The sequence below is a fragment of the Microvirga sp. genome, from assembly GCF_014699075.1.
GTDB lineage: Bacteria > Pseudomonadota > Alphaproteobacteria > Rhizobiales > Beijerinckiaceae > Microvirga.
In genome coordinates, this window is sequence record NZ_JACXAB010000086.1 from 1 (window position 1) to 15381 (window position 15381).

Annotated in this window: 11 protein-coding genes; 6 read left to right on the forward strand and 5 right to left on the reverse strand. The window is 64.2% G+C overall.

The window, feature by feature from the left end; genetic code table 11:
• Positions 1 to 259: 259 nt before the first annotated feature.
• The 4 genes from IC232_RS31005 to IC232_RS31020 all read right to left on the reverse strand — a co-directional run bounded on the left by IC232_RS31005 (position 260) and on the right by IC232_RS31020 (position 5750).
• Positions 260 to 2161 (reverse strand): potassium transporter Kup, encoded by a 1902-nt coding sequence (locus IC232_RS31005; protein WP_190848800.1) that lies wholly within the window; start codon positions 2159 to 2161, stop codon positions 260 to 262.
• Between the two features lie 137 nt (positions 2162 to 2298).
• Positions 2299 to 3093: a potassium channel family protein gene (locus tag IC232_RS31010; protein WP_190848801.1), complete on the reverse strand. Its 795-nt coding sequence runs from the start codon at positions 3091 to 3093 to the stop codon at positions 2299 to 2301.
• Between the two features lie 333 nt (positions 3094 to 3426).
• Positions 3427 to 4164, reverse strand: coding sequence for a response regulator (locus IC232_RS31015; protein WP_190848802.1), 738 nt, complete (start codon positions 4162 to 4164; stop codon positions 3427 to 3429).
• Entirely contained in the window at positions 4161 to 5750 is a 1590-nt protein-coding gene (locus tag IC232_RS31020) for a DUF4118 domain-containing protein (RefSeq protein ID WP_190848803.1), read from the reverse strand. Before IC232_RS31020 ends, IC232_RS31015 begins: the two co-directional genes overlap by 4 nt.
• Before the next feature lie 311 nt (positions 5751 to 6061).
• Here IC232_RS31020 and IC232_RS31025 point away from each other — a divergent pair, with 311 nt between their 5' ends.
• The gene (locus tag IC232_RS31025; RefSeq protein WP_246812516.1) at positions 6062 to 7972 is read left to right on the forward strand and encodes a potassium transporter Kup; all 1911 of its coding nucleotides are present in this window, start codon (positions 6062 to 6064) and stop codon (positions 7970 to 7972) included.
• Between the two features lie 83 nt (positions 7973 to 8055).
• On the opposite strand, the gene IC232_RS31030 is transcribed toward IC232_RS31025, so the two are convergent.
• Entirely contained in the window at positions 8056 to 8304 is a 249-nt protein-coding gene (locus IC232_RS31030; RefSeq protein ID WP_190848804.1) for a hypothetical protein, read from the reverse strand.
• A 458-nt stretch (positions 8305 to 8762) separates the two neighbouring features.
• Between IC232_RS31030 and IC232_RS31035 the strand changes: the two genes are divergently transcribed.
• The 5 genes from IC232_RS31035 (at position 8763) to IC232_RS31055 (ending at position 14777) form a co-directional block, all read left to right on the forward strand.
• A complete protein-coding gene (locus IC232_RS31035; RefSeq protein WP_190848805.1) occupies positions 8763 to 9776 on the forward strand; it encodes a magnesium and cobalt transport protein CorA in 1014 nt (337 codons plus the stop codon).
• Positions 9777 to 10042: 266 nt separating this feature from the next.
• The gene (locus IC232_RS31040; RefSeq protein WP_246812517.1) at positions 10043 to 11530 is read left to right on the forward strand and encodes a DUF4118 domain-containing protein; all 1488 of its coding nucleotides are present in this window, start codon (positions 10043 to 10045) and stop codon (positions 11528 to 11530) included.
• Positions 11527 to 12219 (forward strand): response regulator, encoded by a 693-nt coding sequence (locus IC232_RS31045; protein ID WP_190848807.1) that lies wholly within the window; start codon positions 11527 to 11529, stop codon positions 12217 to 12219. The genes IC232_RS31040 and IC232_RS31045 overlap by 4 nt, the downstream gene beginning before the upstream one ends.
• A gap of 169 nt (positions 12220 to 12388) precedes the next feature.
• The gene (locus IC232_RS31050) at positions 12389 to 12856 is read left to right on the forward strand and encodes a hypothetical protein (RefSeq protein WP_190848808.1); all 468 of its coding nucleotides are present in this window, start codon (positions 12389 to 12391) and stop codon (positions 12854 to 12856) included.
• Position 12857: 1 nt separating this feature from the next.
• Entirely contained in the window at positions 12858 to 14777 is a 1920-nt protein-coding gene (locus IC232_RS31055) for a potassium transporter Kup (protein ID WP_190848809.1), read from the forward strand.
• The last annotated feature ends 604 nt before the right edge of the window (positions 14778 to 15381 follow it).

Here is a 15381-nt window from a genome sequence, read left to right on the forward strand (position 1 = left end):
CGGAGGGTGACTTGGACATCACCATCCTGCCATGACCGCCCCGCTCAGGCGATTTGCAGAACCTTCACCACACTACTGAGAGACTGGCATCCAGCCTTGTCGAAGAGCCAAACAGTCGTTGCCACTCGTGCCTCCACCGATCAGTGAACCAAAGGGGTGCACTCAGTCGGTCGCGACCTGTGTTTTGACACGGCCTCGACCCACAGGCGACATTCGGGTGTGGCAGGTCTATCTCAGCCACTGCCGGCTACGCTAGAGCCTAGATTTCCACCGAGCTGCCGATCTCGACCACCTGCGGGGCCGGAATACGGAAGTAGTCGGCCGTGAGCTCCGCATTGCGGTTGAGCATGGCAAAGATAATCTCCCGCCACAGCGCCATGCCAGCGTAGGTTTTGGTGGCAACCACCGTCTGCCGGCCGACATAGTAGGTCACACCATCCGGATCGAAGTCTGGGATCTGATGCTGCGCCATAGCCAGACGTAATCCGGCCGGGACATTGGGCTCCTCGGTAAACCCCAGCCGCAGGATCAGGCGCTCGATACCGGCACCAATCGGCACCAGATGCACACGATCCTTGTCTGCAACCTTCGGTGTGTCGAGGACCACCACGGACACGAGCAACACCCTCTCGTGAAGTACCCGGTTGTGCTTGAGGTGGTGCAGCAGGGTTCCCGGAATGCTGCTCGTGGATGCTGACATCACCACCGCAATGCCTGGAATGCGGATCGGAGGATCGGCCTCCAACTGCCGCAGGAACTCCTTGGGAGCCATGCGCAGATGCGTCCGTGCGCTCTGCACCAGTTGCTGGCCCCTGCGCCAGGTCAGCATCAGGAACGCGCCCACCACAGCAATCAGCAACGGGAACCAGCCGCCCTCGAACAGCTTCGTCGTGTTGGCGGCTAGAAACACCAGGTCGACCAGGAGCAGGGATCCGTTCAGCAGATACACGAGTACCGGCCTATGGCCCCAGTGGAGAGCCACGAAGGCCGCCAGAACCGTGGTGATCACCATATCGATGGCTACAGCCAGACCATAGGCGCCTGCCAGCCGGCTTGAGGTTCCGAACCCGATTACGGCGCCGAGCGTCAGGGCGGCGAGCGCCCAGTTGACGAAGGGAACGTAGATCTGGCCGCGCTCGTGACTGGAGGTATGGACAACCCGCAGGCGCGGCAGCAGGCCGAGCTGGATGGCCTGCTGGGTCAGGGAGAACGAGCCCGTGATCACCGCCTGCGAGGCGATCACCGTGGCCATGGTGGCCAGCGCCACCATCGGGTAATGCGCCCAATCGGGAGCCAGGTGGTAGAAGGGGTTCTCCGCCGCGCCCGGATCCGTCAGGAGCAGAGCGCCCTGGCCGAAGTAGTTCAGCATCAGCCCGGGCATGACGATCAGGAACCAGGCGCTCTGGATCGGCGCACGGCCGAAGTGGCCCATGTCGGCATACAGCGCCTCACCGCCGGTGACCGCCAGGAACACCGCGGCCAGAACGGCCAGGGTCGTGCTCAGATCCGTGTTCAGGACGTAGCTGACCGCATAGGTGGGGCTGACCGCCGCCAGCACCCCGGGCGCCGCCAGGATGCCCAAGATGCCGAGCAGGCCGAGCACGGCAAACCAGACCAGCATGAAGGGGCCGAAGATCCCGCCAATCCATCCGGAGCCCATTCGCTGGACCGAGAACAGAACCGCCAGGATAGCGACCGTGATTGGAACCACATAGGGACCAAACCCGGGTGCATCGACCGTCAATCCCTCGACAGCGCTCAGAACCGAGATCGCGGGCGTGATGGTGCCATCGGCGTAGAGCAGCGCCGTGCCGACCAGACCCATGACGGTCAGATACATGCGCCACGATCCCGCCTGGACGCGCCGCACCCCCAAGAGGGCCAGCAGGGCGATAATGCCGCCCTCGCCGCGATTGTCGGCGCGCAGAATGAAGATGCAGTACTTGATCGAGATGACGACAATCAGCGCCCAGAGAATGAGAGACAATACCCCGAGCACACTACCTGGCGACACTCCGCCATGGCTCGCAGCATGGGAGGCTTCCTTCAGAGCGTAGAGGGGGCTTGTGCCGATATCGCCGAAGACGATGCCCAGGGCGGAGAGGACCAGCGCCCGCGAGGCAGGCCCGGATCCCGTCTCGTGCACAGGAGCTTCAACCATCGCGGCCATAGCACCTCGCAAGCTCGGACTGTCTCATCAGCCGAGCCAATGAACAACCGACACCGCACGGCCAAGTTCCGCGTGTCTTTGATCGCTAGATCGGCCGCAGAGCGTGGAGAATCCGCCCCTACAGTCCCTCAATCGTTGTCGTTCGGGATGTTCAGCACGTATCCGCAGGCCTTGCAGTGGACGGCATCAAGCTCATGCCGCTGAAGACCGCACTGCGGGCATGGGTGCACCACCTTGCCGCCCGGGCGGAACAGGGCTTGCGCCAGGCGCAGGAACAGCGTGATGCCCACGAGCATCATGAGGATCGAGAGCACCTCACCGCTGGTGCTGCCCATCAGGGTGACGTCCCCGAAGCCCGTGGTGGAGAGCGTCGCCACCGTAAAGTAGAGCGCGTCGATGAAGTCCTCGATCTTCGGATTGACGCCACGCTGGCTGACGTAGATCACCGAGGCGATCATGAACACGAAGACGGCAAGGTCCAGCCCGGCGTGGATCACCTCCAGGTTACGGCGCACCGCGGGGATGCGCCGCTTGAGTTGGCCGAGCACGTTGTAGGAGCGGATCAACCGGACGGTGCGCAGGACACGCAGGAAACCGAGATTGCCGCCGAGCGCCGAGACAAACAGGGAGCCGATGACCACGAGGTCAACCAGCGCCGCGCCGTTGTCGAGGTAGGCCATGGGATGGCGGTGGGCGAGCATCCGGCCCAGAAACTCCAACGCGAGCAGCACTCCGAGCAACAGGTCGACCACGCGCAGCCACGTCGCGTCAGCCACGAAGCTGGTAGCGATGAAGTATCCGATGGCGGCGATATCAATGGCCAGCAGGCTGGCCTGGAAGGCGACGGCGGCTGGGCGATGGCCATAGAACAGGCGCCGCAACCGCACCCGGAGCCGGCCCAGGGTACTCGATGCTGGGCGCATTGGTTCTACAGCCCGGCTGTGAGAGGGGATCGGCGTCTGGCTGGTTCTGGCCACTCGCTGTCGGAGCAATCGCTGCCAGTCATGATGGGAGACGTCTCTCTCAGCTCAGTCATCTGCTTACTCCCCCACGCCCGTTCGCCATATCGGGCAGCATAGGAGCGCTGGAACCGCAGGGAAATAGTCATGGATCATCGAGAAGGTCGCCTAATGGCACCCGGCGGACCTTAGCCGTACTTCCGCAGCGGGGTGGCGTGGTGACGTTCACGTGACCTTGGCTGAGGGCTCAGATTGCCCCGGAAGCGACATTCCGCGATGCAGCGTGGATTGGCAGCCTCATTCGACTTCGGTTCGGAGCACCACCTCGTCCTCTGGCAACCCCGCATCGGTCTGGAGCCTGTAGCCAACCCCGGTCTCCGTCAGGATGTGCCGAGGCTGGTCCGGCCGCTCCTCCAGCTTCTGGCGAAGCTGGCGCACGTAGATCCGCAGATACTGCACGTCGACCTTCGGTCCCCACACCTCCTGCATGATCGTGCGGTGGGTCAGCACCTTGCCGGCATGGAGCACGAGCAGGCGCAGGATGTCCCATTCCTTGTTGGAGAGCTTCACCTCCGCCCCACGCACCGTCACGAGCCGGCGGGTGAGGTCGACGGTAAGATCACCGTGGGTGAACAGGGGCTCGGCCCCTTGCCGCTGAACCCGGTGGCGCAGGGCCGTGCGGATGCGAGCGACGAGCTCGGCCATGCCGAACGGCTTTGTCACGTAGTCGTCGGCCCCGAGATCGAGCGCCTCCACCTTGCCGCTCTCGTCGCCGCGACTCGACAGGACAACGATGGCCACCTTCGATCCCGCGGCCCGGAGTTGTCGGATCACCTCGAGGCCGTCCTGGTCCGGCAGGCCGAGATCGAGGATCACAACCTCGGGCGCCTCGCGAGCGACGACCTCGAATGCGACCCGCGCACTTCCGGCTTCCAGGATTCGGTAGCCCTGGACCGCGAGGCTGGTGCGGAGCAACCGCCGGATCGGCGGCTCGTCGTCGACGATGAGGAGGGGAATGCTGCCACGGGCGGTCATTCGGCGGCATCCTCCCGAGGCATGGCGGTGAAGACGGACTTCGGGAACGTGATGGTGAAAACCGCCCCTGGCCCGTCGAGCCGGTTGGTCGCCTGGACCATCCCGCCGAGGATCTCGACGAAGCCGCGGCAGATGGACAGCCCGAGCCCGGTCCCGGCCCGCTGCCGGTCGCCCTTGTTCACGCGGTGGAACATCTCGAACACCCGTTCCAGATCCCCGGCCGGGATGCCCGGCCCCTCATCGCTGACGGTGAGCTCCACCTTCCGCTCGTTGCCGTTGGCACTGATCGCGATCCTCGAGCCAGGCGGAGAATACTTGGCGGCGTTGTCCAGAAGGTTGACCAGCACCTGCTCGAACAGCACGACGTCCAGGTCGAGCATGGGGAGACCGGGTGGGAGGTCGACCACCACCTGGTGTTCGCGGAGCACGCCCTGCATACGCTGCAAGGCCGCGCCGACGGCCTCGCCCAGATCGATCGGCTCCCGCTTCAGCGCGATCCCGCCGGCCTTCAGGCGGGTCATGTCGAGGAGGTTGGCGACGAAGCGGGACAGGCGCTCGGCCTCGCCCTGGATCGTGGCCGCGAGTTCCTCCCGGGCGGCTGCATCGTAGAGCTCACCGTACTGGCGCAGGGACGTGGCTGCGCCGGTGATGGATGCCAGCGGGGTCTTCAGGTCATGCGAGAGCGAACTCAGCAGGGCTGACCGCAGCCGCTCCGTCTCGGTGGCTAGGCGGGCGGCATCCATATCAGTGGCAAGCCGGATGCGCTCGATGGCGACAGCGGCCTGGTCGATGAGCGCGGCCAGCAGCCGCTCCTCGCCGGGGCTCAACGGTGCTCCGGTCCGGCTGACCCCGACCACGCCGACCGGACCGTGGCTGGTGCGCAGGGGCAGGAACGGGTGCTGGTCCGTGAACAAGGCTTCGGTGCCTCGTTCCTCCGACCGGCTCTTCTCCCAGGCCAGTCGGGCAGCAGCGGTGTCGATCCCGTCAATGTGGCCGTTGGGCGGGTAGGCGGCCTTCACCTCGAGTTTGCCAGCGGCATCGGGGAGCAGGATCACCACATCGAGCATCAGCATCGAGGCGATCTGCTGCCCCGTAGCCCACAGCAGGTCGTCGAGCGTGACGATCCCGGCAATCTTGCGGCTGAAGGCGTAGAGGGCCTCCGTGGTCTCGGCCCGACTCGCCGCCGTGAGCGCCGCATCCCGGGCCCGGGATGCGAGATGGCTTGTGATGATTGCCACGACGAGGAAGAAGAACAGCCTCGCAATGTTGGCCGGATTGGCCACGGCGAAGGTATGGAAGGGTGGGATGAAGAAGAAGTTGTAGGCGAGCGCGCTGAGAACACAGGCCACCAGCGACGGCCAGAGCCCGTAGCGGATCGCGATGGCGATGATGGCGGCCAGGAACACCAGATCGACGTCCTCGATGCCGGTGACCGGGTAAAGGACAAGGGCGACAACGAGAGCCGCCGCGATCGCCACGACTGTCACGCCGAAAGGCCATGGGCCCAGTGGTCCGCTCGAGGAGCGGATCCCGATCCAGTCCCTGCGCATCCGATCCCGGCTGTCCTGCTCTCCGCCGTCGGTCATGGCCTCCTCCGATTCCAGCGTTGACACCATGACGCCTGGGATCCTGGAAGGCGAGGCGTGCATCCGCCCTCGTATAGGAATCTCATATATGAATGCTGCTTTTTAGCGCTTCACCTCGATCCAGCGGCTTCATCACCGGATTGTATGAGCTACACGCTTTGGCTCTTCCCATGCGGGGCCGCGCGGCTGACGCGAAACCGAAACCCGTAAGTCCTGGGATCCCGTGGAATTCGTCTGGGGCGCAGCCCTGGTGGAGCGGCTACGTCGAGTTGAGGGGAGTCCTGCCTCCCTCGGAAAGCATAGGAGGGTTGATGGACGCGACAGGGATCAGCGAACGGGTGGGCGTTGGCCCCATTGAGCACGGGCACGCAACTCGGACATCCTTCTGGGCCCTTACCCTCGGCTCCATCGGCGTCGTCTATGGCGATATCGGCACCAGCCCGCTCTATGCCCTCAAGGAAAGCCTCGCGGCTGCGACCGCGCATGCGGGCCACGCCGCCCTCACGCGCGAGATGGTGGTCGGGGTGGTCTCCCTGATCCTGTGGGCGCTGATCATCATCGTGACCCTCAAGTACGTGGTTCTGGTCCTGCGGGCCGACAACAACGGCGAGGGCGGTACCCTGTCGCTCGTGACCTTGGCCCAACGCGCCCTCGGGCACAGCACCGGGTTCACCATCATCCTCGGTATGGTGGGTGCCTCGCTGTTCTACGGCGACGCCATCATCACCCCGGCCATCTCTGTGCTCTCGGCACTCGAGGGGCTCAAGCTGGTAACACCCGCCCTCGATCCCTACGTGGTGCCGCTCAGCCTCGTGATCCTGATCGGACTGTTTGCCGTCCAGCGCTTCGGCACGGCCAGCGTGGCGACATTCTTCGGGCCGATCACTGCCTTCTGGTTCGCCGTCATGGGCATCGGCGGCCTGATGCACATCCTGGACGATCCAGGCATTATCGGAGCAATCAACCCGCTCCATGGCCTCAGCTTCCTGGTCAACCACGGCACGGCCGGGCTGTTTGCCCTGGGCGCGGTGTTCCTGTCGGTGACCGGGGCCGAGGCGCTCTACGCCGATCTCGGCCATTTCGGGCGTTCTCCTATCCGCACCGCTTGGCTTGGCTTCGTCCTGCCGGCGCTGGCCCTCAACTATCTCGGCCAGGGCGCCATGCTGCTGGCCCATCCCGAGATGCTGGAGAACCCGTTCTTCCTGCTCTACCCTTCCTGGGCGCTGCTGCCGATGGTGATCCTGGCCACCATCGCCACCATCATCGCCAGCCAGGCGGTGATCACCGGCGCGTTCTCGATCTCGCAGCAGGCGATGCAGCTCGGGGTGCTGCCGCGTTTCCGCGTGCTACGCACCTCCGAGACCGAGAAGGGCCAGATCTACATCCCTATGATCAACTGGCTCCTGCTTCTTGCGGTCATCGTGCTCGTGGTGTTCTTCAGGACGTCGAGCAACCTGGCGGCCGCCTACGGCATCGCGGTAACGGGTGACATGGTGATCACCTCGTGCCTGCTGTTCGTCGTAGCCTGGAAGTTCTGGCGCTGGTCACCGCTGGTCACTGCCGTGGTGATCACGCCGTTCTTCGCCATCGAGATGATCTTCCTCGGGGCGAACGCGCTCAAGATCCCGCAGGGTGGCTGGTTCCCACTGCTCACCGGCGCGGGACTGTTCACCCTCATGTGGGTGTGGCGCAAGGGCTCGCGCCTGCTGGCCGAGATCTCGCACCGCGGCCGCCCACCGCTGCCTGACTTCATCTGCATGTGCGAGAACAGCTCGGCGACGCGGGTGCCCGGGACGGCCATGTTCCTGACCGGCAACGCCCAGGACGTGCCGGCCGCCCTGCTGCACAACATGAAGCACAACAAGGTGCTGCACGATCAGAACGTCATCCTGACGGTGGTGACCGAAGAGGTGCCGCGCCTCCCGGATGAGGGCCGCGTCACCGTCGAGAGGCTCTCGGAGCGCTTCTCGCGGGTGACGGTGCGGTTCGGCTTCATGGAAAGCCCCAACCTCCCCAAGGCTCTCAGGTCGGCGAACTTCGACGTGCACAACGTCTCGTTCTTCCTGTCGCGGCGGGCGCTGCAAGCCTCGGCCTACGCCGGGTTGCCGCTGTGGCAGGACTACATCTTCATCCCGATGGCGCGATCCGCTAGTGACGTATCGGACCACTTCTGCATCCCCGAGGATCGTGCCGTCGAGGTCGGCTCGCGCATCACGATCTGACCGAGGACACAGGCTGGCTCTGTTGGAGCGCGGGAACCTTTGAGTCCTGCGGACCTGATCCCAGCGCCGGGAATGTCGGTCAGCTAGGGGACAAGCCACAGGATGGAGAGAAGGATCGAGAGCCCGGCCATGATCCTTGCCATCCGACGCCAGTACCTGAAGTCCCATTCCCTCTGGCAGGGCACGTCACCATTGCACCAGGAGAGCGGAGCCTTCAGGGCATCCTGGAACTGCTGCCAGGAGTGCCTCGCGATCACCGCGGCAACCACGGATACCCCGCCGAAGATAAGGGCAAAATACAAGAGGCGGTCGTTGTAGGCGCCGAAGATCACGCGAGGCTCCATGCCGGACAACCGGGAAGTCTGCCTATTCAAATCGGGCCCGCGCCCTTTTGCCGGGATCGAAAGGCCCACTTATTCGGTTGAACGCGCCATTGCGGCACCGCGGCTATGCGGAAACGGCCGAAAAGCCGCTTCATATATGAGATTCCTACATCGGCGGAGGCCTCCCACGCGATCAGTCCGCGCGCCCGCTCCCCGCGACCGTCTCCGGCGGTCCGGGTTGTGCAGGGCGGCCACGATGGCGAGCATGACCGCGTCGCTGGTGCCGAACACCGTCAGGCTGATAATGACTGGAACGAATGGATCAACGTCCTCGAAGTGGGCACGGCTGATCCCATAGGCCGCGAACGCGATGGCCGCGCCCTGCACAAGGACGGCGCGCTGGGACCATACGGAGCGGATGCCCCAGGGCCGTGGCACCGGACGCGACTGCCGAGCGTTGGTTGCACATGGCAGATGGTCTCAAGCTCGTTTCAGCCCGGCCTAAGGACACCGCCGGAGTTGTCGCCTCGGCTGCGTATGCCGGGGGTCGACGGGTTGCCGAGGTCCCGATCGAGGACGTCGGCGAGTGGTCGCGCAAGCCGGGGCACGTGGTATGGATCGGCCTGCACGAACCAGGTCTGGACCTCCTGCGGCGCCTCCAGGCCGAGTTCGCTCTGCACGATCTCGCCATCGAGGATGCGCTCAAGGCCCACCAGCGGCCGAAGCTCGAACAGTACGGCGAGGCCTTGTTTGTGGTGGCACGGACCGCCCAGATGCTGGATGGCCGAATTGCCTTCGGTGAGACACATGTGTTCGTCGGGCAGGGTTATGTAGTCTCCGTCCGTCACGGCCCCTCGGCGTCCTACACCCCGGTGCGCGAGCGCTGCGAGGCATCACCAACCGCGCTCTCGGCCGGGGAGGACTACATCCTCTATGCCCTGCTCGACTTCATCGTCGACAACTACATGCCCGTGATCGAGGCGATCCAGACAGAGGTCGAGGAGATCGAGGACAACATACTGGCCGCAACCTCGCCGCGGGACCAGGTCGGCCGCCTCTACCAGCTTCGCCGGGATCTGTTGCGCCTGCGCAATGCTGCTATCCCGCTGGTGGAGGTCTGCCGACGGCTGGAGCAGCCCGGGTTGCCAGGGATCGATGCGGCGATGCAGCCCCTGTTCCGCGATGTCTCGGATCACATCCGCCGGGTGCAGGAAGAGATCGAGTCCTTGCGCGAGGTGCTGGCGTTCGCATTCGAGACCAGCCTGATGACGGGACAAGCGCAGCAGACCGAGATTACCCGTAAGCTGGCGGCCTGGGCGGCCATCCTGGCGGTGCCCACGGCGGTGGCTGGGATCTACGGGATGAACTTCGAGCACATGCCCGAGCTGCAATGGACGTACGGCTATGCCGTCGTGCTGGCGATCATCGCGTTGGTGTGCGGCGGGCTCTACTGGAGCTTCCGCCGGAATCGTTGGCTTTGAGGCCCATGCATAGTCCAGCCATGTATTCCTTGCCCAAGGGTGGTTACAGTCCGGAACGCCCCTGTTCCGACATTCCGCCACGGCAAAGATAGCCAGCGACGATTGGTGTTCCGTAGTGGTGTATGGCAATGAGCTTCGGAATGACGTAGGTCGTACACCTCATGGTCTCTTTCGATCTCCGGCTGCCTCCCTCTGCACGATCCAACGGAAGAAACGGGAGCAGCCCTCCGTGGACGCATACCAAGGGCGGCAGCCCTCTTGTGAGAATGGTCTGGCCGTATGCCTGGTCAACCGCGGCGGTCGCGATCGCGGCGGGCCTCGGCCTCGTGTTGACCGCGCAGGTCCCGTTGCCGAATGTCTCGATGGTGTTCCTCCTGGCCGTGCTGTTCTCTGCCGCGCGCTTTGGCATCTGGCCGGCCTTATTCTCGTCGGGACTTTCGTTCCTGGCCTACAACTATTTCTTCATCCCTCCACGGCAGTCCTTCTCGGTCGCCGAGCCTCATGAGCTATTGGCGCTTCTCGTCCTCCTGGCCGCGGCCGTCCTGACATCGACCATCGCCGGCCGTGCCCGGGACCAGGCGCGGCGGGCCGCCGAGCGTGCCGTGGCGTCGCGGCGCCTCTACAAGTTCGTACGCCGTCTTTCGGCGCTCGCCGATCCACAGTCCGTCCTGGACCACGCTGCGATCCAGGCCCACGGCGACCTGCATCGCCCCTGCATGATTCTGCTCCGTGAGGCAGACAGGTTTGTGGTGTCGGCGGCTTGGCCGCCGGACGACCAGCTCGATCCGGATGTTCTCTCGGCGGCACAGCTTGCCCTTGCCAAAGGCGAAGCGACCGGCGCGGGGACCAATCTTGGCCCAGCCGTTCGCTGGCTGTTTCTGCCTTTGCGTACGCCCGACGGAGCCGTGGGCGTCATCGGGCTGGCCCAAGCCGATGATGCTCCTCTCGACCCTGTGGCGCGAACGCTGTTCGAAACCCTGGCCGAACTCACGGCAACGGCCCTGGAGCGGGCGCGCCTTGGCCAGGAAATCTCCGCCGCCCGCACCTCCGCCGAGGCCGAGCGGATCCGCAACACGCTGCTCGCCTCCGTCAGCCATGACTTTCGCACCCCGCTGGCGTCGATCCTGGGTGCCGCGACCAGCCTGATCGAGTACGGTGCAAGGCTGCCGGAGCCGGCCCGTCAAGATCTGCTCGCCCAGGTCAAAGATGAGGCCGAGCACCTCGACGGGATGGTTCGCAACCTTTTGGCCATGACCCGCCTGGAAGCCGGAGCGCTCGAGTTCAATTACGACTGGCTCGATCTCCAGGAATTGCTCGACCGCACGGTGGCGACAGCAAAGCGGCGCGGGGCGCCGCAGACGTTCCATGTCGCCGTTGAGAAGGGGTTTCCCTTCGTCTTCGCGGATCCGAACCTGCTCGAGCAGGTTCTGGCGAACGTAGTCGGCAATGCGGTCCAGCATGCGGGGCGTGATGCCCGCATCGTTCTCGATGCGAAGCGCGAGGCGGAGACGGCGGTGCTATCCGTCACCGATGACGGGCCTGGGATTACTCCCGAGGTGCTGCCGTACGTGTTTGAGAAGTTTGCACGGGCGCCAACCCCAGGCGATGCCGGCGAAGGCACCGGCCTCGGGCTCGCCATCGTGAAGGGGATCGTCGAAGCTCATCAAGGCACCGTCGCGGCTTTCAGTCCGGTGGCGGACCATCGCGGAACCCTGATCGAGATCAGGATGCCGCTTGTGAAGGACGTGCCATGACGCACCCACTCCGTGTCCTCGTGGTCGATGATGAGCCGGCCATCCACCGGTTCCTCGCGCCGGCGCTTGCCGCGAACGACTACGAGGTCCTCGCAGCCGAGACGGGCGGCGCGGCCCTTCGGCAGATTGCCTCGGACGCACCCGACATCGTCATTCTGGACCTTGGACTCCCGGACATGGACGGCAAGGACGTGATCGTCCGGGTTCGGGAATGGTCCGACGTGCCGATCATCGTCCTTTCGGCGCGCGACCGGGAGGCCGAGAAGATTGCCTCCCTCGACCGCGGCGCCGACGATTTCGTCAACAAGCCCTTTGGTGTCGGCGAGTTGATGGCCCGGCTGCGTGCGGCCCTGCGCCATCGCATGCAGCGCCGGGGCGAGACCCCGGTCGTGAGCATCGGCGGCCTGGAGATTGATGTGCCGCGCCGCCGGGTGACCTGGCAGGGAGACGAGGTCAGCCTTAGCCCAAAGGAGTTCGACCTCCTTGCCTTCCTGGCCCGTCATGCCGGCAAGGTGGTGATGCACCGGCAGATCATGACGGCTGTGTGGGGGCCAGCCCACGAGCACGACACCCAGTATCTACGGGTCTATATCGGCCAGCTCAGGCAGAAGCTTGAGCCGAATCCGTCCGATCCCCGCTTCATCCTGACTGAGCCGGGCATCGGCTATCGCCTGCTCGACATGGCCTGAGCATCGGACGGGCAGGCGTCTTTATACCGTCCTTATACTTCGGCCTGCACTTCCATATCGAATTTTTATGCAAGCTGGCTCATGTCTCGCCCGCAGGTCGGGACACGGCCATTCGGTTGTCACGAGCCGATGGCCCGGACGAGCGCCCGACCTGCTTGGAGCAGTCGGCATGTGGCGCAGGCGAAATCAGGAACGCGTTCTCCGCTCGCTCCTGTCCAGGATCGAGATGGCTTCGAAGTCGACGGGCGACATTGTCGCCGAGCTTCTCGATCACGCCTGTCCTCGGCTCCAGTCCACGCACAAACCCACCACCTCCGTATCGCGGTTGATCGAGGCGGAGGCCTGGGTCGATCTGGGCTTCTGGCTGGTCGGCTGGGAACTGCCGGACTGGGTGATCCATCACCTCTCCTGCGACGACAGGCGGTGGAGTTGCACGATCTGCGTCCGTGGGCTGGCCATCAACTGGATCGAGGACGTCGCCGAGTTCCAGCACGATGATACGGCCCTGGCGATCTTCGGCGCCCTCGTCCAGGCCCAGCTCCGGAAGCTTCAGGGTTCTGCTCCCAGCAACGTCACCCCGTTCCGGCGGATCAGGCGACCCGGGGCCAATCCCCTGAGCCACGAGACAGAGAGATAACATGACTTCATCAGCTCCAAGCCAGCCGGGTTCCGTCGCGCTGGCGGCCCAGCCCTCCGCCCATTCCGCGTCCAGGTTCTGGATGCTGGCGCTGGGCTCGCTTGGCGTCGTCTATGGCGACATAGGCACGAGTCCTCTTTATGCGCTGAAGGAGTCCCTTGCGGCGGCCGCCGATGGCGGGCCCGTCACCCGCGAGATGGTGTTCGGGATCGTGTCGCTGATCCTCTGGGCGCTGATCATCACCGTCACGGTGAAGTACGTGGTCCTGGTGCTGCGAGCCGACAACAACGGTGAGGGCGGCACGCTGACCCTGATCGCGTTGGCCCAACGGGCGGTGGGGCACAACGTGTTCGTGATCAGCCTGCTCGGCATGATCGGAGCCGCCTTGTTTTATGGCGATGCCATCATCACGCCGGCCATCTCGGTCCTGTCCGCCATCGAAGGCGTCAAGCTGGTGACACCCGCCTTCGAGCCCTATGTGGTGCCGCTCAGCTTAGGCATCCTGGTCGGATTGTTTGCGGTGCAGAGCCATGGCACGGCCCGCGTTGCAGCCTGGTTCGGACCGATCACGGCGCTGTGGTTTGCTCTGATGGCCCTTGGGGGGCTGCTCCACATCGCCGATGCTCCGAGCATCCTGATGGCGATCAGCCCGACCTACGGCATTGCCTTCCTGGCCAACCACGGCACGGCCGGGCTTCTCGCTCTTGGAGCTGTGTTCCTGGCCGTCACGGGCGCAGAAGCGCTGTATGCCGACATGGGCCACTTCGGCCGCCGTCCGATCCGGGCCACCTGGCTGAGCTTCGTCCTGCCTTGCCTGGTGTTGAACTACTTCGGTCAGGGAGCACTGCTCCTCGCCGATCCTGGCAAGATCGAGAACCCGTTCTTCCTGCTCTATCCGGAATGGGCCTTGCTGCCGATGGTTGGGATGGCGACGCTGGCCACGATCATCGCCAGCCAGGCGGTGATCACCGGAGCCTTCTCAGTCACCCAGCAGGCGATCCAGTTGGGGCTGCTGCCGCGAATGGAGATCCGCTGGACATCGGAGACCGAGAAGGGTCAGATCTACATTCCCAAGGTCAACTTCCTGCTCCTGCTCGCCGTCCTGGCTCTCGTAGTCTCCTTCAAGAGTTCGAGCGCGCTGGCGCATGCCTACGGCCTTGCCGTAACCGGAGACATGGTCATTACCTCCTGCCTGCTGTTCATCGTTGCATGGAAGTTCTGGAAATGGCCGGTCGGATTGGCTGCCGCCGTCATTGCGCCGTTCCTGGCGGTCGATACGATCTTTTTGGCGGCAAACGCCCTGAAGATCCCGCAGGGCGGCTGGATGCCGCTGCTCGTCGGCGCGCTGCTGGTGACGCTCATGCTGACCTGGCGGCGGGGCACCCACATCCTGTTCGAGAAGACCCGCAAGATCGATGTGCCGCTGCTTGAACTCATTGGCATGCTGGAGAAGAGCCCACCGCACCGGGTGAAGGGCACTGCCATCTTCATGTCCAGCGATCCTTATACCGCGCCGGCGGCGCTGCTGCACAATCTCAAGCACAATAAGATCCTACATGAGAAGAACGTGGTGCTGACGGTGAAAACGGCCGATGATCCGCGCGTGAGCGACGAGGAGCGCGTCCGGATCGAGCCGCTGGGCGCCTCGTTCTGGCGGGTGAACATGACCTTCGGGTACATGGAGACGCCAAACATTCCGCGCGGGTTGGCTCTTCTGCGCAAGCAGGACTTCAAGTTTGACATCATGGCGACGTCATTCTTTGTCTCGCGGCGGTCGATCCGTCCGGCAAGCCGGTCGGGTATGCCGCTGTGGCAGGACAAGCTGTTCATCAGCCTGACCAAGTCGGCGAGCAATGCGACGGACTTCTTCCAGATCCCGACCGGGCGTGTGGTCGAAGTCGGCACTCAGGTGACGGTGTGAGCGGAGCTCGGAGATGAGAATCCTGAGTTGCGCCGCGCCACAGGAGGGACCGAAGAGTGGCCGGGATCGCCATGACACATCAGATCCCCTATGCCCTCATCAGCGCAATCCCTACTGCAAATCCATTCACTCGCACCTTCCCTGAGCTTGTCGGCCTATCGGACAATAGTGCTCGGAATGTCGCCTGTTGGCACGTTCCGGAAGTACGCTAAGTTTCTGCAACCGCGCCAAGAGCGGACCTTCACAAGATCCTGCTTAAAGGCCGTGTTTAACCCAAAGCCGACCGTCCATCCTGAGGCGTCGGATAGCACTGTCGCTTCGTTTGTTCGGTCAGCAACAGGAGCCTTGTACCACGCGCATCGTCCGAAACTCCTGATCAGGGACTGCGCCAGGCATCCTGAGACAGCGGATGGAGCTGCGAACCAGAGGCTTATGTGTCTCACGGAAGTTGCAGCTCTGTAACAAATTATCTGCGAAGCGGCTGCTAAACCAGACACGGTCATGCAAGATAAACGTCAAAATGCCTATGGACCTGCCCCGAACGCTGGACCACGGCCGAGCGAATTTTCCGGCCTCATGACTCCATCGGCTGGCTGGGAGCTCC

What these genes read in the sequence shown, in the direction of transcription:
- IC232_RS31005 (WP_190848800.1), bottom strand. Translation starts at nt 2,161, where the DNA reads ATGGTTGAAGCTCCTGTGCACGAGACGGGATCCGGGCCTGCCTCGCGG.
- IC232_RS31010 (WP_190848801.1), bottom strand. Translation starts at nt 3,093, where the DNA reads ATGCGCCCAGCATCGAGTACCCTGGGCCGGCTCCGGGTGCGGTTGCGG.
- IC232_RS31015 (WP_190848802.1), bottom strand. Translation starts at nt 4,164, where the DNA reads ATGACCGCCCGTGGCAGCATTCCCCTCCTCATCGTCGACGACGAGCCG.
- IC232_RS31020 (WP_190848803.1), bottom strand. Translation starts at nt 5,750, where the DNA reads ATGACCGACGGCGGAGAGCAGGACAGCCGGGATCGGATGCGCAGGGAC.
- IC232_RS31025 (WP_246812516.1), top strand. Translation starts at nt 6,062, where the DNA reads ATGGACGCGACAGGGATCAGCGAACGGGTGGGCGTTGGCCCCATTGAG.
- IC232_RS31035 (WP_190848805.1), top strand. Translation starts at nt 8,763, where the DNA reads ATGGCAGATGGTCTCAAGCTCGTTTCAGCCCGGCCTAAGGACACCGCC.
- IC232_RS31040 (WP_246812517.1), top strand. Translation starts at nt 10,043, where the DNA reads ATGGTCTGGCCGTATGCCTGGTCAACCGCGGCGGTCGCGATCGCGGCG.
- IC232_RS31045 (WP_190848807.1), top strand. Translation starts at nt 11,527, where the DNA reads ATGACGCACCCACTCCGTGTCCTCGTGGTCGATGATGAGCCGGCCATC.
- IC232_RS31050 (WP_190848808.1), top strand. Translation starts at nt 12,389, where the DNA reads ATGTGGCGCAGGCGAAATCAGGAACGCGTTCTCCGCTCGCTCCTGTCC.
- IC232_RS31055 (WP_190848809.1), top strand. Translation starts at nt 12,858, where the DNA reads ATGACTTCATCAGCTCCAAGCCAGCCGGGTTCCGTCGCGCTGGCGGCC.